The organism is Micromonospora sp. DT231, from assembly GCF_049847025.1.
Classification (GTDB): Bacteria; Actinomycetota; Actinomycetes; order Mycobacteriales; family Micromonosporaceae; genus Micromonospora.
In genome coordinates, this window is sequence record NZ_JBNCNO010000001.1 from 793747 (window position 1) to 813045 (window position 19299).

Annotated in this window: 17 protein-coding genes; 8 read left to right on the forward strand and 9 right to left on the reverse strand. The window is 72.5% G+C overall.

Annotation, left to right across the window (positions count from 1 at the left end):
* The first annotated feature begins 9 nt into the window (after positions 1-9).
* A complete protein-coding gene (locus ACPXBU_RS03490; RefSeq protein WP_425756350.1) occupies positions 10-1182 on the forward strand; it encodes a zinc-dependent alcohol dehydrogenase in 1173 nt (390 codons plus the stop codon).
* Between the two features lie 21 nt (positions 1183-1203).
* Here the strand turns inward: ACPXBU_RS03490 and ACPXBU_RS03495 are convergent, their stop codons facing one another.
* Positions 1204-2244 carry a S66 peptidase family protein gene (locus ACPXBU_RS03495; RefSeq protein ID WP_393373303.1) on the reverse strand — a complete coding sequence of 347 codons (1041 nt, stop codon included), beginning with the start codon at positions 2242-2244 and terminating at the stop codon, positions 1204-1206.
* Between the two features lie 366 nt (positions 2245-2610).
* On the opposite strand from ACPXBU_RS03495, the gene ACPXBU_RS03500 reads away from it, so the two are divergent.
* Positions 2611-2997: a DUF2267 domain-containing protein gene (locus tag ACPXBU_RS03500; RefSeq protein WP_393373306.1), complete on the forward strand. Its 387-nt coding sequence runs from the start codon at positions 2611-2613 to the stop codon at positions 2995-2997.
* A 54-nt stretch (positions 2998-3051) separates the two neighbouring features.
* On the opposite strand, the gene ACPXBU_RS03505 is transcribed toward ACPXBU_RS03500, so the two are convergent.
* Entirely contained in the window at positions 3052-4530 is a 1479-nt protein-coding gene (locus ACPXBU_RS03505; protein ID WP_425756353.1) for a glutamate--cysteine ligase, read from the reverse strand.
* Positions 4531-4701: 171 nt separating this feature from the next.
* On the opposite strand from ACPXBU_RS03505, the gene ACPXBU_RS03510 reads away from it, so the two are divergent.
* Positions 4702-5046 (forward strand): DUF3817 domain-containing protein, encoded by a 345-nt coding sequence (locus tag ACPXBU_RS03510; protein WP_425756697.1) that lies wholly within the window; start codon positions 4702-4704, stop codon positions 5044-5046.
* 63 nt (positions 5047-5109) lie between these two features.
* On the opposite strand, the gene ACPXBU_RS03515 is transcribed toward ACPXBU_RS03510, so the two are convergent.
* Positions 5110-5658 carry a hypothetical protein gene (locus tag ACPXBU_RS03515; protein ID WP_425756355.1) on the reverse strand — a complete coding sequence of 183 codons (549 nt, stop codon included), beginning with the start codon at positions 5656-5658 and terminating at the stop codon, positions 5110-5112.
* A 142-nt stretch (positions 5659-5800) separates the two neighbouring features.
* On the opposite strand from ACPXBU_RS03515, the gene ACPXBU_RS03520 reads away from it, so the two are divergent.
* Genes ACPXBU_RS03520 through ACPXBU_RS03530 form a run of 3 tightly spaced genes read left to right on the forward strand, consistent with a single transcriptional unit; the run spans position 5801 to position 9819 of the window.
* Positions 5801-6925 (forward strand): Vms1/Ankzf1 family peptidyl-tRNA hydrolase, encoded by a 1125-nt coding sequence (locus tag ACPXBU_RS03520; protein WP_425756357.1) that lies wholly within the window; start codon positions 5801-5803, stop codon positions 6923-6925.
* Positions 6918-8672: a thiamine pyrophosphate-binding protein gene (locus ACPXBU_RS03525; RefSeq protein WP_425756359.1), complete on the forward strand. Its 1755-nt coding sequence runs from the start codon at positions 6918-6920 to the stop codon at positions 8670-8672. The genes ACPXBU_RS03520 and ACPXBU_RS03525 overlap by 8 nt, the downstream gene beginning before the upstream one ends.
* Before the next feature lie 49 nt (positions 8673-8721).
* Complete coding sequence (locus tag ACPXBU_RS03530; RefSeq protein ID WP_425756360.1) at positions 8722-9819, forward strand: iron-containing redox enzyme family protein; 1098 nt, start codon at positions 8722-8724, stop codon at positions 9817-9819.
* A 247-nt stretch (positions 9820-10066) separates the two neighbouring features.
* Here ACPXBU_RS03530 and ACPXBU_RS03535 read toward each other — a convergent pair whose 3' ends face one another.
* Positions 10067-10297 (reverse strand): CDGSH iron-sulfur domain-containing protein, encoded by a 231-nt coding sequence (locus ACPXBU_RS03535; RefSeq protein WP_357524679.1) that lies wholly within the window; start codon positions 10295-10297, stop codon positions 10067-10069.
* Positions 10298-10476: 179 nt separating this feature from the next.
* Between ACPXBU_RS03535 and ACPXBU_RS03540 the strand changes: the two genes are divergently transcribed.
* Both ACPXBU_RS03540 and ACPXBU_RS03545 read left to right on the forward strand, forming a co-directional pair.
* On the forward strand, positions 10477-11919 hold the full coding sequence (locus tag ACPXBU_RS03540; protein ID WP_393373319.1) for a hypothetical protein: 1443 nt from the start codon (positions 10477-10479) through the stop codon (positions 11917-11919).
* 223 nt (positions 11920-12142) lie between these two features.
* Positions 12143-13291: a SigB/SigF/SigG family RNA polymerase sigma factor gene (locus ACPXBU_RS03545; protein ID WP_425756363.1), complete on the forward strand. Its 1149-nt coding sequence runs from the start codon at positions 12143-12145 to the stop codon at positions 13289-13291.
* 118 nt (positions 13292-13409) lie between these two features.
* On the opposite strand, the gene ctaD is transcribed toward ACPXBU_RS03545, so the two are convergent.
* From ctaD to ACPXBU_RS03570, 5 genes are all read right to left on the reverse strand, one after another.
* Complete coding sequence (ctaD, locus tag ACPXBU_RS03550) at positions 13410-15401, reverse strand: aa3-type cytochrome oxidase subunit I (protein ID WP_393373323.1); 1992 nt, start codon at positions 15399-15401, stop codon at positions 13410-13412.
* 124 nt (positions 15402-15525) lie between these two features.
* On the reverse strand, positions 15526-16254 hold the full coding sequence (locus tag ACPXBU_RS03555; RefSeq protein WP_425756365.1) for an STAS domain-containing protein: 729 nt from the start codon (positions 16252-16254) through the stop codon (positions 15526-15528).
* A gap of 111 nt (positions 16255-16365) precedes the next feature.
* A complete protein-coding gene (locus tag ACPXBU_RS03560; RefSeq protein ID WP_393373328.1) occupies positions 16366-16824 on the reverse strand; it encodes a DUF4383 domain-containing protein in 459 nt (152 codons plus the stop codon).
* A gap of 115 nt (positions 16825-16939) precedes the next feature.
* On the reverse strand, positions 16940-18097 hold the full coding sequence (locus ACPXBU_RS03565) for a glycosyltransferase (protein ID WP_425756367.1): 1158 nt from the start codon (positions 18095-18097) through the stop codon (positions 16940-16942).
* Between the two features lie 76 nt (positions 18098-18173).
* Positions 18174-19157 carry a glucosyl-3-phosphoglycerate synthase gene (locus ACPXBU_RS03570; protein ID WP_425756699.1) on the reverse strand — a complete coding sequence of 328 codons (984 nt, stop codon included), beginning with the start codon at positions 19155-19157 and terminating at the stop codon, positions 18174-18176.
* Between the last annotated feature and the right edge of the window lie 142 nt (positions 19158-19299).

The following is a 19299-nucleotide window of genomic DNA, read 5'->3' on the forward strand; positions in this document are numbered from 1 at the left end:
GGACCGAGGATGAAGGCCACCGCCTGGATGGGCACCGACACCGTCAAGGTCATCGACGTACCCGATCCGAAGATCATGAACGCCCGGGACGCGATCGTCCGGATCAGCACCACCGCGATCTGCGGCTCCGACCTGCACCTCTACCACGGCTACATCCCCGCGATGCGCAAGGGCGACATCCTCGGCCACGAGTTCATGGGTGAGGTGGTCGAGGTCGGCCCGCAGGTGCGCAACCTCAAGCCCGGCGACCGGGTGGTGGTGCCCTTCCCGATCGCCTGCGGGCACTGCTCGTCGTGCCAACGCGGCCTCTACTCGGTCTGCGAGAACTCCAACCCGAACGCCGGCATCGCCGAGAAGATCATGGGCCACTCGCCGGCCGGCATCTTCGGCTACTCCCACCTCCTCGGCGGGTACGCCGGCGGCCAGGCCGAGTACGCCCGGGTGCCGTTCGCCGACGTCGGCCCGCTCAAGGTGCCCGACGAGGTCCGCGACGACCAGGCGGTCATGCTCGCCGACGTGTTCCCCACCGGCTACATGGGCGCCGAGATGTGCGACATCAAACCCGGGCAGGTGATCGCCGTCTGGGGCGCCGGCCCGGTCGGACTGCTCGCCGCGGCCAGCGCCCGGCTGCTCGGCGCGGAACGGGTGATCGTCATCGACCGGTACCCGTACCGGCTGCGGCTCGCCGAGGAGCACGTCGAGGCCGAGACGATCAACTACGAGGAGGTGGACGTGTTGGACACCCTCAACGAGCTGACCGCCGGCCGGGGGCCCGACGCGTGCATCGACGCGGTCGGCCTGGAGGGCCACCACGGCAACGCCGCCATGTACGCGTACGACCGGGTGAAGCAGGCCGCCCGGGTCGAGACGGAGCGGCCGTTCGCGCTGCGCCAGGCGATCCTCGCCTGCCGCTCGGGTGGGGTGGTCTCGGTCGTCGGCGCGTACGGCGGTTTCGTCGACAAGTTCCCCATGGGCGCGTTCATGAACCGGTCGCTCGTCATGCGGACCGGTCAGTGCCACGTCCAGCGCTACACCCGGCCCCTGCTGGAGCGGATCCAGCGTGGCGAGATCGACCCGAGCTTCATCGTCAGCCACCGGCTGCCGCTGCGCGACGCCCCGAAGGGCTACAAGATCTTCCAGAAGAAGCAGGACGACTGTACGAAGGTGCTGCTGACGGTCTGACCGACGCGCGGGGACCACCGGCTAACGCGGCCGGACCCCGGGCTCCACCGTCAGGGTCCCCGCCTCGGCGTCGATCGTGGCCCGCGCGCCGAGCGGCACGGTGAGCTGCCCGTTGCCGTGCCCCAGCCGCAGACCACCCAGGACCGGCACGCCCAGGTCGTACAGGCGGTCCTTGAGGACCGCTGCCGCGTCCCACTCGCCGGGTTCGCCGACACTGTTGGTGATCTGGCCGATGACCACCCCGGCAACCCTGGACAGGACGCCCACCCGGCGCAGCTCGGTCAGCATCATGTCGATGCTGTACGGGGCCTCGTCCACGTCCTCGAAGAACAGGATCGCGCCGTCGAACCTCGGGGCGTCGCTCGCGCCGAGCGAGGTGGAGAGCAGGGTGAGGCAGCCGCCCAGCAGCGGCCCCGACGCCCGGCCGGGCACCAGCACGGGGGCTGCCGTCTCGGCCGGATCCCGCACGATCGTGACGGGTGCGGTCGTCATCACGGCCCGGCGCAGGGCCTCGGCCGACTCGGGGCCGGTGCGGCTGTCGCTCCAGTTGACCATCGGTCCGTAGAAGGTGACCAGGCCGACCTCGCGCCAGAGCTTGCCGTGGATGCTGGTGATGTCACTGAAGCCGACGACCACCCGCGGGTCCCGGCGCAGACCGGAGACGTCGAGATCGTCGACGATCCGCTGGGTGCCGTAACCGCCACGGGCGGCGAAGACCGCACGGATCCCCGGGTCGTTGAGCGCGGCGTTGAGGTCGGCCAGCCGCTGCGCGTCGGTGCCGGCCAGATAGCCGTACTTGGCGAAGACGTGCGTGCCCAGCTCGACCTCCAGGCCCCAACCGCGCAGGATCTCGATGCCGCGGGCCATGTTCGTGGGGTCGGGGGTGCTGCCGGGCGACACGACCCGGACCCGATCGCCGGGCGCCAGCGCCGGCGCCCGCAGCACACGCTTCGCGGCCTCCGGCGCGGCCTGCGCGGGTCCGGCCTCCAACCCGCCGGCGAGCACCGCGCCGCCGACGGCCGCCGCTCCCGCCCGCAGCATGTGCCGACGGGTCAGGGGCACCCGCGGGGACCTCTGCGTCGAAGCTGGGTCTGGTCCAGAAGTGGCCACCTGCATCCCCCGTCGTGATCAGACGATATGCGAGCCGCCACAGCCTACGACACTCATGAATGCCGCGCAGGGTCCACAGGGGATGCCGTCCACCCCGGCGAATGGTGCCCCGATGCCAGCGGGCGGGCTCCCGCACGGCCCGACCCGGCTCGGCCGGCAACCCGATGGGACTGGGGCTTTCTGAGGCCGCCGCCCGTTCCGGGCAGGAAAGTCCAGATCCGCGCGTGACCCCGTTTGTGGCCAGGGAGCCTGGGAACTCGCCCCGTTCGTCCGCAGGCAGCCCCGACGGAAGTTCGGGGAGAAGCAAAGGAGCGGGTCATGGAGTACGAGCAGATGATTTCCACGGTACGACAGCGAGCGGGCCTCGGTGAGAACGAGGCGGTGCGCTCCGTACAGGCCGTCCTGTCCGTGCTCGGTGAACGGCTCGCCGGGCAGGAGGCCGACAACCTGGCGGCACAGCTACCGGACCGGTTGAACGGGTCGGTCACCCGCAATCCGCAGGGCCGCCGGTGGGACGTCGGCGAGTTCCTGAAGAACGTCGGGGACCGCGAACAGGTCGCGAACGCGGACCACGTGCGTCAACACGCCCAGGCGGTGTTGCGTACCGTCGCCGAGGCGCTCGACGACGACGAGCGACACGACCTGCTCGCCCAGCTCCCCGGCGGCATCACCGATCTCTTCGGTGTGCCCACCCCGCGAGGCTGAGCCCCGGCGGATCACCGGGTCGTCGAGCCCGGCGGTCGGGTCGACCCGGGGCGCCTACGGGATCGGCCACTCGTGCACCGGCCGGTTGCTGTGCATCAGGTCGACGTAGTGGCGGACCACCTCCCGTAGTGCCTCCGGCCGGTCCAGGTGGTCGGCGGACTCCAACCGGTGCAGCGTCTCCACCTGCCAGGTCGCGCCGTTGCGGCTGGTCAGGCAGCGCTGCTCGATGATGCCGAGCAGCCGGTCGCGTTCACCCGGGTCGAGCCCCCACCGGTCCAGGCCGTGGTGTGCCATCGGCAGCAGCCGGCGCAGCACCAGCTCGGTGACGGGCAGATAGCCCAGGCCGGGCCAGAACACCTGCGCGTCGATGCCGTGCCGGGCGCAGTTGGTGAAGTTCTCCTCGGCGGCGCTGAACGACATCTGCGACCACAGTGGCCGGTCGGACTCGGCCAGGGCGCGGACCAGTCCGAAGTAGAACGCGCCGTTGGCGATGGTGTCCAGCACGGTCGGACCGGCGGGCAGCACCCGATTTTCCACCCGAAGATGCGGTCGGCCCCGGGACACGTCGTACACCGGGCGGTTCCACCGGTAGACGGTGCCGTTGTGCAGGCGCAGCTCGGCGAGATTGGGCACCTCACCGGCCGCGAGGGCCTGCGCCGGGTCCTCCTGGTCGCAGACCGGCAGCAGCGCCGGGAAGTAGCGCACGTTCTCCTCGAAAAGGTCGAACACGCTCGTGATCCAGCGTTCGCCGAACCAGACCCGGGGTCGTACCCCCTGGGCTTTGATCTCCTCCGACCGGGTGTCGGTGGCCTGCTGGAACAGGGGGATGCGGGTCTCGCGCCACAGCTCCCGGCCGAAGAACAGCGGCGAGTTCGCGCCGACGGCGACCTGGATGCCGGCGACCGCCTGGGCGGCGTTCCAGTAGTCGGCGAACTGGGGCGGGCTGACCTGTAGGTGGAACTGGGTGCTGGTGCAGGCCGCCTCCGGGGTGATCGTGTCGGCGGTGACCGCCAGGCGTTCGACGCCACTGATGGCGATCGGCAGATCCTCACCGCGCGCCGCGAAGATCTGCTCGTTGAGCAGCTTGTAGCGCGGGTTGGCGGAGAGCGTCTCGGCGGTCAGGTGCTCGGGGCGCAGCGTCGGCAGGATCCCGATCATGACCATGTGCGCGCCGATCGCCCGCGCCTTGACCTCGGCGGCGTTCAGGCTGGCCCGGACGTACTCCTCGAAGTCCGCCGTGCCGGTGCCGGTCAGTCGCCGTGGCGGCACGTTGATCTCGACGTTGAACTGGCCCAGCTCGGTCTGGAAGCTCTCATCGGCGATGGCCGCCAGCACGTCGGCGTTGCGCATCGCCGGGTTCGACGCCTCGTCGACCAGGTTCAGCTCGATCTCCACGCCGGTCATCGGCCGGTCGACGTCGAAGCGCGACTCGCGCAGCATCTCGGCGAAGACATCCAGGCAGCGGCGGACCTTGTCGCGGTAGCGGGCCCGATCCTCTCGACTGAAGGTTCGTACGCCGACGTCCTCGCCCATCGTCACCACCCTGTCACCGCTGGTCCCCCTAACCTCGCACGTCCTCGTCGGGCAGGGGAATACCTGAGGCTCCTTTCCTACCCACTGACGGGTCCGGTGATCCCTGTCCCGGTGAAAGTGGCGGCGTGCCCGCACCGATACCATTGCCGCCCGAGAGGTGGAGGCGTGGCGATGCGCGACAAGGTGACCCGGCTGTTCGTTGCGGCGGCGATCGCCGAGGCCTACTCCTGGCTGGCCCTGCTGATCGGCATGCTCGTCAAGTACGGGCCGCCGGAGAACGAGCTGGGTGTCAAGATCTTCGGGCCGATCCACGGCGGCCTGTTCGTCGCGTACGTCCTGCTGGTGCTCGCGGTGGCCCGCCTGCGCCGGTGGAGCCTGCTGGCCACCGTCGTGGCGCTGGCCTGCGCCGTGCCGCCGTTCGCCACCCTGGTCTTCGAGCGCTGGGCCCGCCGCCGCGGCATGCTCGACACCGTCGCCGCCGGCCGGCCGACCCGCGACGCCGCCCCGGTCGGCTGACCCGCGACGCCGCCTGGGCTGGCCGAACCGCCGACCGGTCCCGAGGGCCCGCCGGCCTCGCGGTCAGGTCAGTGCGGAGCAGGCCGTGACGCCGGCGACCAGCAGCGCGCCCAGGAACGCCTGCAACAGCAGCGGCGGACCGAGGTGCGACCAGAGCGTCGCGGTACGCGGGGTGAGCAACTGCCCGGTGGTGAGGTTGACGATCCGCTCGATGCGCGGCGGCAGCTCCGGGTCGCGTTGCGGGCGCAGGGTGAGCTGCACCTGGTCCGCCGGGTGCAGGGCGCTCTGCGGCAGGTGCCCGTGCAGCTCCACCTCGCAGAGCTGGCCGGCGGTGTCGCGCAGGCGCACCGGGACGACCAGGTACTCCGGGCCCTGCTTCAGCTCCTTCCACCGCCGGCGGGTGCCGCCACCGCCGAAGGAGAACAGCGAGCGCAGCAGCAGGGCGGGTAGCCGGGCGAACGCCGCCGCGGCGAGCACCGCCACCAGCACCGGCTGACCGATGCGCACCTCGCGGGTGTAGCCGTCGAGCAGGCGTACCAACCGCCCGGTGACGATCTTCTCCGTCGGGTGCACGATCCGTCGGCTTTCGAGTCCGCTGTCCATTCCCACCACCGAGAGTCCGCTTGTGTGCACAGATCGTATCGACGTCCTGGGTTGAACGACGTGAATGAAACCTGGTCACGGGCTCACGGCTGCGAGGTGACATCCCGGGCGACAGGGGTAAGCGGGGGGCCGAGCTGGAAAGGGGTCGAGCATGCAGCTGTCCTTCCTGCGCCCGCTCTACGACCGTCCCGGGCCGTGGTGCTCGGTGTACCTGGACGCCTCCGCCGACACGGAGGACGCCCATCCCGCGCTGGACCTGCGCTGGCGTGCCCTGGAACGTCGCCTGACCGAACAGGGCGCGGACGAGGCGAGCATCGCCGCGTTGGACCGGGTGATCCGTGGCCACGACCCGATGGTCGGGGACTACGGTCTCGCGGTCTTCGCGAGTCACGGGCGGGTGGTGCTCTCCGAGTACCTGTCCGCGCCACCACTGCGTGACCTGGCCAGTTTCGCGCCGCTGCCGCACGTGATGCCGCTGCTCGCCCAACGGGGCGAACAGGTGGCCTGGGTACGGGTGATCGCCGACCGCCTGGGCGCGGATGCGATGGCGGTCAGCGCCGGCGGGGTGCCCCGGCGGGCGCACGTCGCCGGGCGGGACGAGTTCCCGCTGCGGCGGACGAAGCCCGGTGGCTGGTCCCAGTCGCGCTACCAGCGGGCCGCCATGGAGGCCTGGCACCAGAATGCCGGTGACGTCACCGCCGCGACGGTGCAGCTGGCCGACCGGGTCGGCGCGGACGTCGTGGTGGTCGCCGGTGACGTCCGGGCCACCGGCATGATCGCCGCCCAGATGCCGGAGCGCTGGCAGGACCTGGTGGTCCGTACCGATGCCGGGTCGCGGGCCGGCGGCGCCGACCAGACGATGCTCGACGACCTCACCGTGCAGACCATCGCCGAGGTCGCCGACCAGCGGATCAGCGCCGCCCTGGACCGGTTCGGGGTGCAGGAGGACGTGGGCGCCGGCCTCGACGCGGTCGTCTCGGCCCTGCAACGCAACCAGGTCGACACCATGATCATCGTGGACGACCCGTCGGCCGACGGCGAGCTGTGGATCGGATCGGAGCCCACCGAGATCGCCGTCGACGCGGGGCAGTTGGCCGCGATGTCGGTGGCCGAACCCCAGCGGGTACGCGCCGACGCCGCGCTGGTCCGCGCCCTGGTCGGCACCGACGCGGCACTGACCGTGCTGGGCCCGGAGGAGGCTCCCGAGCTCACCGACGGCGTCGGCGCGGTGCTGCGCTACGTCGACCCCAGCACACCGGGGCGCGGCAATGGCTGAGCGCCGGGTGGCGGATCTCGTGGTGGAGCGGCTCCTGGCCTGGCGGGTGCCCCGCGCCTTCGGCTATCCGGGCGAGGCGATCGCCCCGCTTGTCGAGGCGTTGGACCGCGCCGGCGGCGAACCGGCGTTCGTCCCGGCCCGGCACGAGGAGACCGCCTCGTTCATGGCCACCGGGCACGCCAAGTTCACCGGCGGCATCGGGGTCTGCCTCGCCACCCAGGGGCCCAGCGCCGTCCAACTGCTCAACGGCCTCTACGACGCCAAGCTGGACAGCAAGCCGGTGGTGGCGATCGTCGGGGAGGACATCTCCGGGCCGCTCGGGGGCGCGCACCAGGAGATCGGGTTGAGCCGGCTCTTCGGCGACGTGTGCAACCAGTTCGTCCGCTACGGCCGCAACCCCGAGGACGTGGCCGCGCTGCTGGACCAGGCGTTCCGGACGGCGGCGGCGACCCGCAGCCCGACCTGCGTCGTGCTGCCCCGGGAGTTGCAGGAGGCGGTGGTGCCCGACGTGCAGGCGTCCGCCGTCGGGGTGGTCTCGGCCACCCCCGGTGAGCCGCTGGCCCGGGTGCTGCCGCACGAGGCGGACCTCGACGCCGCCGCGCAACTGCTCGGTGGCGGCCAGCGCGTCGCGATCCTGGTGGGACAGGGCGGGCGGGACGCGGCCACCGAGATCGTCGAGGTCGCCGACCGGCTCGGCGCCGGGGTGGCCAGCTCACTGCTGGGCAAGCCGGTGCTCGACGAGCGGCTGCCGTTTCACACCGGGGTGCTCGGCGAGGTCGGCACCCCGGCCGCCGCCGAGCTGATGGGTGGCTGCGACACCCTGCTGATGGTCGGCACCAACGACCCGTGGACCGACTACTTCCCGATGCCCGAGCAGGCCCGTACGGTGCAGATCGACATCGACGGCCGCCGGATCGGCACCCGCTACCCGGCCGACGTGCCGCTGGTCGGCGACGCCGCCGAGACGTTGCGGGCGTTGCTGACCCGGCTTCGTGGTCGATCCGACCAGGGGTGGCGCGCCACCGTGGAGAGCTCGGTGGACCGGTGGCGGCAGGTCGCCGCCGAGCGGGTGGCCGCGCCCGCCGACCCGGTCAACCCGCAACTCGTCCTCCAGGAGCTGTCGGCCCGCCTGCCGAGCGCCGGGGCGGTCGCGGTCGACGTCGGCTCGGTCCTCTACTGGTACGCCCGGCACCTCACCCTGCCGCCGGGGGTGAACGCGCAGCTCTGCGGCACCCTGGGCTCGATGGGCTGTGCGCTGCCGTACGCGGTGGCCGCCAAGCTGGCCGCCCCCGACCAACCGGTGATCGCGCTTGTCGGCGACGGGGCGATGCAGCTCAACGGGCTGGCCGAGCTGATCACCGTGTCGCACCACTGGCAGCGGTGGTCCGATCCTCGGCTGGTGGTGCTGGTGCTCAACAACCGCGACCAGAACGGCATGGGTGGCGGGCGGCAGCCGTCGTCCGACCCGGCCCACCGCCGCCCCGACGTGCCGTACGCCGGTTGGGCCCGCCTGCTGGGCCTGCACGGTGTGCGGGTGGACCGTCCGGAGTTGGTCGGCGCGGCCTGGGACGAGGCCCTCGCCGCGGACCGTCCCTGCGTCCTGGAGGCGGTCGTCGACCCGATGGTGTCGCTGGCGCCGCCGGAGCCGGCGTTCGCCGACCTGCGGGGCCTGTACGCCGATGGCGCTCCGGCCCGGAAGGTTCGGGAGCAGGTGGAGGTCACCGCGAACGCCGATGACCTCGTTTAACCGCTCTCGGCCAGGGCATCAGTAGCGGCCCGACGACGCTGGAGGTCCCATGTCCGAGCCCGCTGACCGCCGTTACGGTCCGGCGACCCTGCCCCGGTCGCGCGGCCCGGTCTCCGCCGCGGTGCTCGACGCCTTCCGTCGCCCGCCGCACGACCTGCCGGCGGGCCTCGGCGCCGACCTCGATCCCGTCGACGCGATCACGGACGAGGACCTTCAGCTCACCCTGTTCCTCTGCTACGAGCTGCACTACCGGGGTTGGTGCGGGGTGGACGAGGCGTGGGAGTGGCAGCCGACGCTGCTCGCGCTGCGAGCCGAAGCCGAACGGCCCTTCGAGGCGGCGCTGCGCCGGCTGGTCGGCGCGCCGCGGGTGCCGGCCGCCGGGGTGGCGGCCGGCCTGGCCGAGGTGGTCGCGGCCGACGACGGCCCGCCGCTGGCCGCGACGCTGCAACGCCGCGCCGACCTCTCCCAGTTCCGCGAGTTCGTCACCCACCGCTCCGTCTACCACCTGCGCGAGGCGGACCCACACAGTTGGGCGCTGCCCCGCCTCGGCGGGCCGGCCAAGGCCGCCCTCGTGGAGATCCAGACCGACGAGTACGGCAACGGCCGGCTGGACCGGATGCACGCCGAGCTGTTCCGGAGCACCCTCGAACGACTGGGGCTGGACACCGCGTACGGCGCACACCTGGACGCGGCACCCGCGGTGACGCTGGCGACCAACAACCTGATGTCGCTGTTCGGGCTGCACCGGCGGTGGCGCGGCGCGCTGCTGGGGCACCTGGCCGCGTTCGAGATGACCTCCTCGCTGCCGAACCGCCGCTACGGCAACGGGCTACGCCGGCTCGGCCTCGACGAGGTGGCCACCCGCTTCTACGACGAGCACGTCGAGGCCGACGCGGTCCACGAGCAGATCGCCGCCCACGACATGTGCGGCGGCCTGATCCGCGTCGAACCGGCCCTCGCCCCCGACGTGCTCTTCGGGGCGGCCGCCGGGCTCGCGGTGGACCGGTTGTTCGCCGGACACCTGCTGGACAGCTGGGCCGCCGGCCGCAGCTCCCTGCGGTCACCCGCCCCGCCCACCGTTCCGCCGACCGTCTCGCTCACCGCGTTGCCCGCGGTCGCTCCGCCGGCCCCGCCCGCGCTCGTCTGATCCGACGGGCTCGGCACGTCCGGAAGTCGAAGGGCTCGCCGGACGCGGATGGGGCCGGCGGGGATTGACCGCGGGCGTGTGGGTCGCGGGCCTGCCAGGTGGGTTGCTTGCCCCCTTTGCTCTGCACCCGTCCGCGCGCCAGTCACGGAGCGTGCGTGGTGCGCGGACGGGTGCAAAGCAAAGGGGGCGTGAAGATGGGTACGGCCCGTTCCCGCGCGCTCTCGCTGCGGGACGCGACGGCCTGGGGTCACCCCTCGCGGGTGGTCCCGGCGCGGAAGTTGATCGCCTTGTGGGTGCCGTCGCAGAACGGTTTGAGCGCCGACTTGCCGCACCTGCACAACGCCACGGTGCCCCGGCGCGCGTCGATGTGCTCGCCGTCCGGCGTGACGAGCGCGAAGTCGCCCCGGACCAGCAGCGGTCCGTCCTCGTACGGGGTGATCGTGGCGGCGGCTGATTCGCTCGTGTCGTCGGTGCGCATGGCCCGGAAGTGCCCGCCCTGACCCTACCGAAACCCGTGCCGACCGCCGTCGAAGAGGCGACTCCGGCGGATCGTCGCCGAACGGCGGTGATGACCGGCGCACCCCGCTGACCAGCGGAATGTACTGCCGGGTGGGTGATGCCCCGTTTGAACCCCATCGGTACGGGAAGCCGGGCCGCGTGGTGAGCGAACGAGGCAAGGTGGGGCCGGTGCACAAGGTGCACAAGGGGCTCACGGCCGATGGCGCCGGTCTCGCCGGCGACCGGGTCGTGGCCGAGGGCAGCGCCGCCCGGGTGTTGGTCGCCGCCACCGCCCGGGCGTTGCGCGGGGTGGACTGCGCCGACCTCGGGCACACCGGGCCGACGTCGCGCTTCCCGGGCGCGCCGGAGCCGGTACGCCGCGCCGCGGTCACCCGCGCCGCCGGTCGGGTCGCGCTCACCGTGGCCCAGGTCGACGAGGTGGACGCCGCCCGGGTGGCCCGCTGGTTCGTCGACCAGTATCCCCGCCGGCGCTACCCCGGGGTGCTGATCGGCTCGCCGCACGGCGCGACGGCACACCTCGCGGTGGCCCTCGGCGTGCCGTGGTTGCCGGCCGGCTTCGAGATGTCCGTGCACTGGTCCGACGGCGCGGTGGACCGCCCGGCGGACGCGCTCGAGCACGGCGCGACACTCGCCGCCCGGCTGCTCGCCGGCAACGCCGACCTGCACCTGCGTCAGGTGCACTGCCCGGCCAGCCGGGGCCCGCTGACCGGGGCCACGGTGTCGCTGACCGCCGCGTGGCGGGCCCTGCCGGCCGCGTACGCGCAGTTTCTGGCCGACCGGCTGCTCCCGGGCGCCCCCGTGCTGCTGGTCCGCGACGCGCGCACCTGGCCGGTGCTGGAGCACGGTCCCGGCCACAGTTTCCAGGTCGGCTGCCCGGCCAGCGGGCTGGACCCGGTCGACTTCCACCCGGACAGCCACGCGCTGCGGCAGGTGCTGCGCTCCGTCGGCGGCGACGCGGCCCGCTGGGAGCCACCGGCGGTCTCCGTCCCGTCGGGCTACGCCGAGTACGACGTCGACCCGGCCTTCGAACCGGCCGTGCGGAACTGGACCGCCCAGCACCAACACCCGCTGCACCGGGTGTTGGCGCCCCGGCCGGGTGCGCTGAGCGCGGGCGTGGCCGACCTGTACCGGCGGTGGCTGCGCGGCGCCGGCAAGACCGGTGACCGGTTGGTGGTGGAGTGCGGCCGGCTGCTCGACCCGTGGCAGGTGGTGCGGGCGGGGCTGGTGCCGTACTGGTGTGAGAACGCCACCCGGCGCAGCGTCGACGAGGCCGAGTGGTGGCTGGCCGGCAGCGAGGCGTTCACCTCCGTGGACGTGCTGCCCGAGCCTCCCGGGATGCGCTCACCGGCGCTGGCCGGGCTGCCGCAGTGGCTGGCGGTGGCCGGGTTCGGGCGGCGCCGTCGGGCGTTGGATCGGACCGCCGCCCGGGGCTACCCGGTCACCTCGGTGCCGACCCGTCGGGCCACCGAGGTGCTGCGGGCCCAGCCGTACGACCTGCCCGTGCCGCCCCCGCTGGGGGCCGCAGAGGCGCTGGCCGTGCTCCGCGACAGCGGCGGCCACCAGGGGTTGCTGGTCTCCTGAGGCGGAGCACGCCGAAACTTCCTCGCGAACCCGGGGTCCCGTGATTGAGTACCTACGGAGCGGGAACATCGCTGGCTGCGACGGCCTGATTGCGCTGCGTAGACGCGGTGTTGCCCGCTGGCATCCCAGTCACTTACCCACTTTTCCGGCCCGGTGCGTGGCTCGACCACGCGCACGACCGGTTTCCCGATCCGGGCGGGGGACCTTCCTGAGGGAGGCGCGGATGTTCGGACAGACGAGCACGACCACGACCACACCACCACCACCACCCAACGACCGAGGTCTGGAGGACCTCGACGCGGCGGCACTGGCGTACGCGGCCCGGATCGCCGGGCTTCCGCCGGAGCGGCGGGGGGAGGCCCGCGACGACCTGGTGCGCTTCGCGCTGCCGTTCGCCGGGCGGCTGGCCCGCCGGTACCGGGGTCGTGGGGAGCCGCTGGAGGACCTGGAACAGGTCGCCCGGCTGGGGCTGGTCAACGCCGTCGACAGGTATGACCCGGAACGGGGCTCGTTCACGGCGTACGCCGCGATCACCATCGTGGGGGAGATCAAACGCCATTTCCGGGACCGCACCTGGGGCGTGCACGTGCCCCGCCGACTGCGGGACCTGATCCTCGAGGTCGGACAGGCCACCGCCGCGCTGACGAGCGAACTGTCCCGGGCGCCGTCGGTGGCCGAACTGTCGGCCCGCCTGGAGACGCCGCAGGAGGAGATCCTCGCCGCGCTGGAGTCGGCGGCCGGCTACAGCCCTGCCTCGCTCAACGCCCCGGTGGGTGGTGAGAGCTCCGCGGAGTTCGGCGACCTGGTCGGCGAGTCGGACAACGCCCTGGAGTCGGTCGACGACCGGGTCACGGTGAGCGGCCTTTTGCACCGACTGCCCTGGCGTGAGCGGCGCATCCTGGCGATGCGCTTCTACGGCAACCAGACCCAGGCCGAGATCGCCGCCCGGTTCGGCATCTCGCAGATGCACGTGTCCCGGCTGCTGTCGCGGGCGCTGACCTGGCTGCGTCAGGCGATGCTCGCCGACGCGCCGCCGCCCTGGCAGAACGGCGCCGCCGAACCGGACCCGGGCAAGACCCGGATCTCGGTGAAGCAGAACGGCGACCGCGTGGTGGTCGAGGTCGGCGGCGAGATCGACCGCGACGGCGCGGACCAGTTGCGCCGGGCCATGCTGGAGGCGGTCACCGGCCAGCCCAGCGAGGTGGTCGTCGACCTGGTCGGCGCGGGTGGGTTCGACGCCGGGGGGATCGCCGCGCTGATGGCCGGGCACGAGGCGGCGGAGCGGACCGGCGTACCGCTGCGGCTGACCCGGGTCCAACCCGCGGTACGCCGCTCGCTCACCGCCGCCGGCCTGGCACCCGTGCGGGACTGAGCCACGCCACTGGCGCGGCGGCTCCCTCCCGTCCCGCGAGATCGGGGCGGCACGCGCGCACCGACCGACACGACGAGGGCCGACACCATCGGGTGTCGGCCCTGCGCGCGTACGCCGATCAGTGGTTTTCGGGGTTGCCGTCGCTGTGCGGGTGCCGCCAGCGTTCGTGCGGCTTCGGCGCGTCCTCGGCGTCCTTGGGCGCGTCGCTCTGCTCGAAGCTCGGCCGACGGACGCCCTCGGGCTCCGGCACGTCCACCGGCCGGGCGCCGGACCGCGGCGCCGGCTGGAAGTCGGTCGCGTCCCGGGCGCCGTGCGCGCCCTCGGCGGCCGGCGACTCCGGCGTGTGGTGCTCCGTCCGCAGCTCCTCGGCGAAGTGCTGCGGCGGCTTCGTGGTGCGCTGCGGCAGGTCCCGGCCCAGGTCGGCGACGAGCGGGCCGTACTTCAGGTCGAAGGCGGGGCGCTCGGAGCGGATCCGGGGCATCCGGTCGAAGTTGCGCAGCGGCGGCGGGCAGCTGGTCGCCCATTCGAGGGAGTTGCCGAAGCCCCACGGGTCGTCGACAGTCACCACCGCCCCGTACCGCCAGGACTTCCACGCGTTGTAGATGAAGAACAACGTGGACAGGCCAAGGATGAACGCGAAGATGCTGGAGATCGTGTTCAGCGTGGTGAAGCCGTCGCTGGGCAGGTAGTCGGCGTACCGGCGCGGCATGCCCTCGGCGCCCAGCCAGTGGTGCACCAGGAAGGTGCCGTGGAAGCCGATGAACATCGTCCAGAAGTGCGCCTTGCCGAGCCGCTCGTCGAGCAGCCGCCCGGTCATCTTCGGCCACCAGAAGTAGTAGCCGCCGAAGAGGGCGAAGACCACGGTGCCGAAGACCACGTAGTGGAAGTGCGCCACCACGAAGTAGCTGTCGTGGGTGTGCCAGTCGACCGGCGGGCTGGCCAGCAGCACGCCGGTGAGGCCGCCGAGCAGGAAGGTGACCAGGAAGCCGATGGCGAACAGCATCGGCGTCTCGAAGGTGAGCTGCCCCTTCCACATGGTGCCGATCCAGTTGAAGAACTTCACGCCGGTGGGCACGGCGATCAGGTAGCTCAGGATGCTGAAGAACGGCAGCAGCACCTGGCCGGTGGCGAACATGTGGTGCGCCCAGACCGTCATGGACAGCACGGTGATCGCGATGGTGGCCAGCACGATCCCGGTGTAGCCGAAGAGCGGCTTGCGGGAGAAGACCGGGATGATCTCGGTGATGATGCCGAAGAACGGCAACGCGATGATGTACACCTCGGGGTGGCCGAAGAACCAGAACAGGTGCTGCCAGAGCATCGGGCCGCCGGTGGCCGCGTCGTACACGTGCGCGTTGAGCAGCCGGTCGGCGGACAGCGCCAGCAGCGCGGCGGCCAGCAGCGGGAAGACGAGGATCACCAGCACGCTCGTGAACAGCATGTTCCAGGTGAAGATCGGCATCCGGAACATGGTCATCCCGGGCGCGCGCAGGGTGAGGATCGTGGTGATCAGGTTGACCGCGCCGAGGATGGTGCCGAGCCCGGAGACGACCAGGCCGAGCACCCACATGTTCGCGCCCACCCCGGGGCTGTTCTCGACGCTGCTCAGTGGGTTGTACGCGGTCCACCCGAAGTCCGCCGAGCCGCCGGGGGCGAGGAACCCGCCGACCACCATCAGCCCACCGAACAGGTACAGCCAGTAGGCCAGCGCGTTGAGGCGGGGGAACGACACGTCCGGTGCGCCGATCTGGATCGGCACGATGAAGTTGGCGAACCCGAACGCCGCCGGCGTGGCGAACAGCAGCAGCATCACCGCGCCGTGCGAGGTGAAGAGCTGGTTGTACTGCTCGGAGGAGAGGAACTGCATCCCCGGGCGGGCCAGCTCGGCGCGCATCAGCATCGCCTGCAGCCCGGCCAGCAGGAAGAACCCGAAGGACGTCAGCAGATACAGCAGGCCGATCTGTTTGTGGTCGGTGGTCGCGAGAAATTTGATCAACGAGCTGCCGGGGACCGGTGCTCGTACCGCTCCGGGGAACCCCCCGAAGCGGGCCGGCGCCAGGATCGCCGGGCCCCGATCGCGACCGGGTTCCGTGGTTACCCGCTTGGGCATGGCTGCTCACCCCGTCGTGACGGCAGAAAGGACGGGCGTGCCTACCCGACCCGTGCACCATGTAACCAGCCCAGAGCGGGAATTTCGGTCAGATCGCCAGTACCGGCGCGAGCACCTCGAACGCTCAGGTCGCCGGCAGCATCGCCCAGACGGCCTTGCCCGGACCGGCCGGCACGCTGCCCCAGCGCTGGGTCAGCTCCCGTACCAGCAGCAGGCCCCGCCCACCCTCGGCGTGCAGATCCGTCCCGCCCGCCCGGGCCTGGGCGCTGCTGCCGTCCACCACGGCGAGGTGCAGGTACGGCCGGCGCAGGGTCACCGTCACCTGCATCGGCGTGCCGGCGTGCCGGACCACGTTGCCGACCAGTTCGCTGAGCACCAACGCGGCCGGGCCGGACGCGTCCGGCAGGTTCCACCGCGCGCAGGCGTCGGTCACCAGGTCCCGGGCCCGACGGCAGGCCCCGGCCACCGGCTCCAGCCGGGCCCGCATCCGCAACGTGGACGACGTGCCGGCCACCCGGGTCGCCTCGGCGCAGTCCGGCGACGTCGGGACCACCCGGCAGGTGGTCGACTCGGCCAGCCACCGCGCGGCCAACGGCGTCGGGGAGCAGAGCACGACCGGCACGGACGGCCACTCCTCGGCCCGGCGCGCGGTCGCGGCGAAGACCGACAGCGCCAGCCGGTCGCGAACGTCGACCTCGGCCATGTCGACCACGAGCGCCTCGGTCTGTTCGACGAGAGCGCCGTTGAGCGCCTGGTGCACCGAGCGCATGGTGCCCAGGTCCAGTGCGCCACTGAGCCGGACGACCGCCACCGGTGCCGTGGTGCGCACGTCGCAGGTGATCCGGCTGGACATCGGCGCCCTCGCTTCGCTTCGTGGGTCGGGATCTGCCAACTACCCGACGCCGTCCCGCGCCAAACGGAATCGGCCGCGAGGCGAGCCAGGTCACGCCGCGAAACGGGCAGGTCACGAACGGTGCCGGCCGGTGCCGATCCCCAGCGCGATCAGGCCGGCGCCGAGCCCGAGGTGCAGCCAGCCGTCGGCGTCGTTGACCGGCAGGACGTTCGCCCCGGTGTCGTGGTCCACCGCCAGCCCGTACAACCACAACACCAGGTAGACGGCGCCGCCGCCGATCAGGAACGTCCGGGCGCCGCTGACCGTCCGGGCCAGCACCAGACCGGCCACCCCGAAGGCCAGGTGTACGAGGTTGTGCAGCACCGACACCTGGAAGACGCCGAACAGGTACGCCCCCGAGCCGTGGCCGGCGAAGCGTAGGGCGTCCATGCCGCTGGTGATCCCCGGCACGAAGCCGAGCGCGCCGACAAGCAGGAACAGCACCCCCGCCGAGGCCGCGGCGCGACGCACCGGCGGCCTGCCGTCGGCCGGGTTGGGGCGCGCCCGGGAGTGCGCCATCGGACCGACCATCACCGGCTCCTTGCTGCGCGGCGGGCATGAGGCTGCGGGCCTACCCGCTGCCGCCCCCGCCAAACCGGGTCGCCGGCCGTGCCGGGTCGCTGCGCTGGTCTGGTCTGGTCGGCGGTCAGGCGGGGAGCAGCCTCGGTGCGGTGGCCAGGTGGCGGACCCGCTCGTACAGCTCGACGTAGCGCTGCGCCATCACCGCGGGGGTGAACCGCTGCGCGGCGACCCGCCGGCACTCGTCGGGGTCGAGCAGGTCGGCTCCGAGTACGAGGTCGCCCAGCTCCTCCTCGTCGGTGGTGAGCAGCCCGGTGCGGCCGTGCTCGATCAGCTCCGGCAGGCAGCCCCGGGCGGTGGCCACCACAGGCGTGCCCAGGGCCAGCGACTCGACGACCGCCGTGCCGCCCGGCTCCTCCCAGCGCAGCGGGAACAGCGACGCGCGGGCGCTGGCGAGCAGGTCGTCGCGCTCCTGACCGGCCACGGTGCCGACCCAGCGGACCAGGTCGCCGTCGACGTGGGGCGCCACCTCGTCGAGGAAGAAGCGCACGTCCGGGTTCTGCCGGGCCTCGTCGCCGGCCGCGGCGAGATCGGCGGGCCGGTGATACGGGCCGACCGGCCCCGCCAGGACCAGCGGGAAACCGACGCGGTGCGCGAGTCGGGCACCCACGTCCTGCCCCTTGCCCGGGTTGATCCGGCCCAGGATGAGCAGGTGCTCGCCCTTCTCGGGTCGGGGCCGCCGGTCGGCGTCGACGGCGAGCGGGGTGGACAGGTGCACGTGGCCCACCGAGTGCTCCCGCAACGCCAGCGGCGCGCGGGCCAGCTGCGACGCGGAGACGCCGTTGACCCGGACCCGGTCGCCGCCGTCCAGGGCGCCGTAGAGCGCCGGATGCTTGGCCAGGTCCCAGTGCAGGGTGTGCAGGGTCGGCGGGCCGGCCGGTCCCATCGCCGCGAGAGTGGCCAGCCCGACCGCCTCCACGTGGTCGTGCACCAGGTCGATGTCGTCGCGGGAGTGCAGCTCCCGTACCACCCCGGCCAGGTGCGCCTGGGCGATCCCGCAGACCTGGTTGTACGGCCGCTGCAACGCGGCGAACTGCCCGTCGGCGAAGACCGACACCTGTTCGTCCACCGGCAGGGTGCTGCTGCCCACCGAGGCGAGCACCACCCGTACGCCGAGTCGCCGCAGCTCCGGCACCAGCGTGGCGATCACGTTCTCGATGCCGCCGTAACCGGGCGGCGGCACGGACAGCCACGGGCCGGCGTTCATCAGCACGGTCAGGCTCATCGTGCCCGTCCCTTCCCGGCGGCTGCGCTTCCGGTCCCCGACTGCGGGGCTCGCACGATCGGCTCGCTCCTCGCGCTCACGCGGCGGCCACCCGGCGACGGGGCACCCGGTGGCGCAGCTCGGCCAGTGGTGGGCGCTCCTCGATGGACACGTCGCTGACCACGATCTCGCGGTCGAGGTTGGGCAGCGTGTCGGAGCCACCGCGACGGAACTGCGTCAGCAACGCCTCCGGCGTCAGCCCGGGGGTCGCCCAGCCACGCCGCTGCAAGCGGGACCAGGCGGTCAGCATGATCTGCGCGGACATCCGGCCGAGGGCGGCCGTGTCCTGGTGCCGGTGCTTGCGCTCACCGAGGTCGACCTGCGCCATCGCGTCCAGGCCGACCAGGTCGAGCAGGTCGATCATCATGGCCGTCTCCACCCCGTACCCGGAGACGAACGGCACCCGGGCCAACACGTCCCGGCGGCCCGCGTACTCGCCGGCGAGCGGCTGCACGAAGCCGGCCAGCTCGGGCCAGAACAGGTTGAGCAGCGGCCGGGCCATCAGCTCGGTCACCCGGCCTCCGCCGTCCTGCTCCAGGTTGGCGGCGCCCACCAGTGGGCGGTGATAGAAGCCCTTCACGAAATCGACCGACGGGTCGGTCAGCAGCGGGCCGAGCAGCCCGCTGACGAAGTGCGGGCGAAACTCCCGCAGATCGGCGTCGATAAATGCCACCACGTCACCCTCGGCGGCGGCCAGACCGGCCCAGAGCGCGTCGCCCTTGCCGGCCAGTCGGGGCAGCCCCCGGGTCATCGCGTCCTGGCTGACCACCTCCGCGCCGGCGGCGCGGGCCACCTGCGCGGTCCGGTCGGTCGACCGGGAATCCACCACGATCAACTCGTCGACCAGGGCGACCCGATCCATCAGGTGCTCCCGGATTGTCGACACGATCGCGCCGACGGTGGCCTCCTCGTTGCGGGCCGGCAACACCACACTGACCCGCGTCGCTCCCTTGGCACGCAGCAGCCGACGTGCCGGCCAATCCCCCGCCGACGTCGTCCGGTACGTGGCCCAGGCCTCCACCACCGGTGACACGTTCGCTGTCGTATCCCGCACGGGCACCCCTCCGTTCGTGCGTGGAAAAACCGAAAGTAGTTGTTCCCATTCGGCATCACGCTCTAACCGCTTTCCTGGCAACAGCTTGATCACAAAGGTGACATGTCAG

Bases quoted from the DNA above. Each gene is read 5' to 3' on its own strand.
- ACPXBU_RS03490 (WP_425756350.1), top strand. From the start codon at position 10: ATGAAGGCCACCGCCTGGATGGGCACCGACACCGTCAAGGTCATCGAC.
- ACPXBU_RS03500 (WP_393373306.1), top strand. From the start codon at position 2,611: ATGGAGTACGAGCAGATGATTTCCACGGTACGACAGCGAGCGGGCCTC.
- ACPXBU_RS03505 (WP_425756353.1), bottom strand. From the start codon at position 4,530: ATGGGCGAGGACGTCGGCGTACGAACCTTCAGTCGAGAGGATCGGGCC.
- ACPXBU_RS03510 (WP_425756697.1), top strand. From the start codon at position 4,702: ATGCGCGACAAGGTGACCCGGCTGTTCGTTGCGGCGGCGATCGCCGAG.
- ACPXBU_RS03520 (WP_425756357.1), top strand. From the start codon at position 5,801: ATGCAGCTGTCCTTCCTGCGCCCGCTCTACGACCGTCCCGGGCCGTGG.
- ACPXBU_RS03525 (WP_425756359.1), top strand. From the start codon at position 6,918: ATGGCTGAGCGCCGGGTGGCGGATCTCGTGGTGGAGCGGCTCCTGGCC.
- ACPXBU_RS03530 (WP_425756360.1), top strand. From the start codon at position 8,722: ATGTCCGAGCCCGCTGACCGCCGTTACGGTCCGGCGACCCTGCCCCGG.
- ACPXBU_RS03535 (WP_357524679.1), bottom strand. From the start codon at position 10,297: ATGCGCACCGACGACACGAGCGAATCAGCCGCCGCCACGATCACCCCG.
- ACPXBU_RS03545 (WP_425756363.1), top strand. From the start codon at position 12,143: ATGTTCGGACAGACGAGCACGACCACGACCACACCACCACCACCACCC.
- ctaD (WP_393373323.1), bottom strand. From the start codon at position 15,401: ATGCCCAAGCGGGTAACCACGGAACCCGGTCGCGATCGGGGCCCGGCG.
- ACPXBU_RS03555 (WP_425756365.1), bottom strand. From the start codon at position 16,254: ATGTCCAGCCGGATCACCTGCGACGTGCGCACCACGGCACCGGTGGCG.
- ACPXBU_RS03560 (WP_393373328.1), bottom strand. From the start codon at position 16,824: ATGGTCGGTCCGATGGCGCACTCCCGGGCGCGCCCCAACCCGGCCGAC.
- ACPXBU_RS03565 (WP_425756367.1), bottom strand. From the start codon at position 18,097: ATGAGCCTGACCGTGCTGATGAACGCCGGCCCGTGGCTGTCCGTGCCG.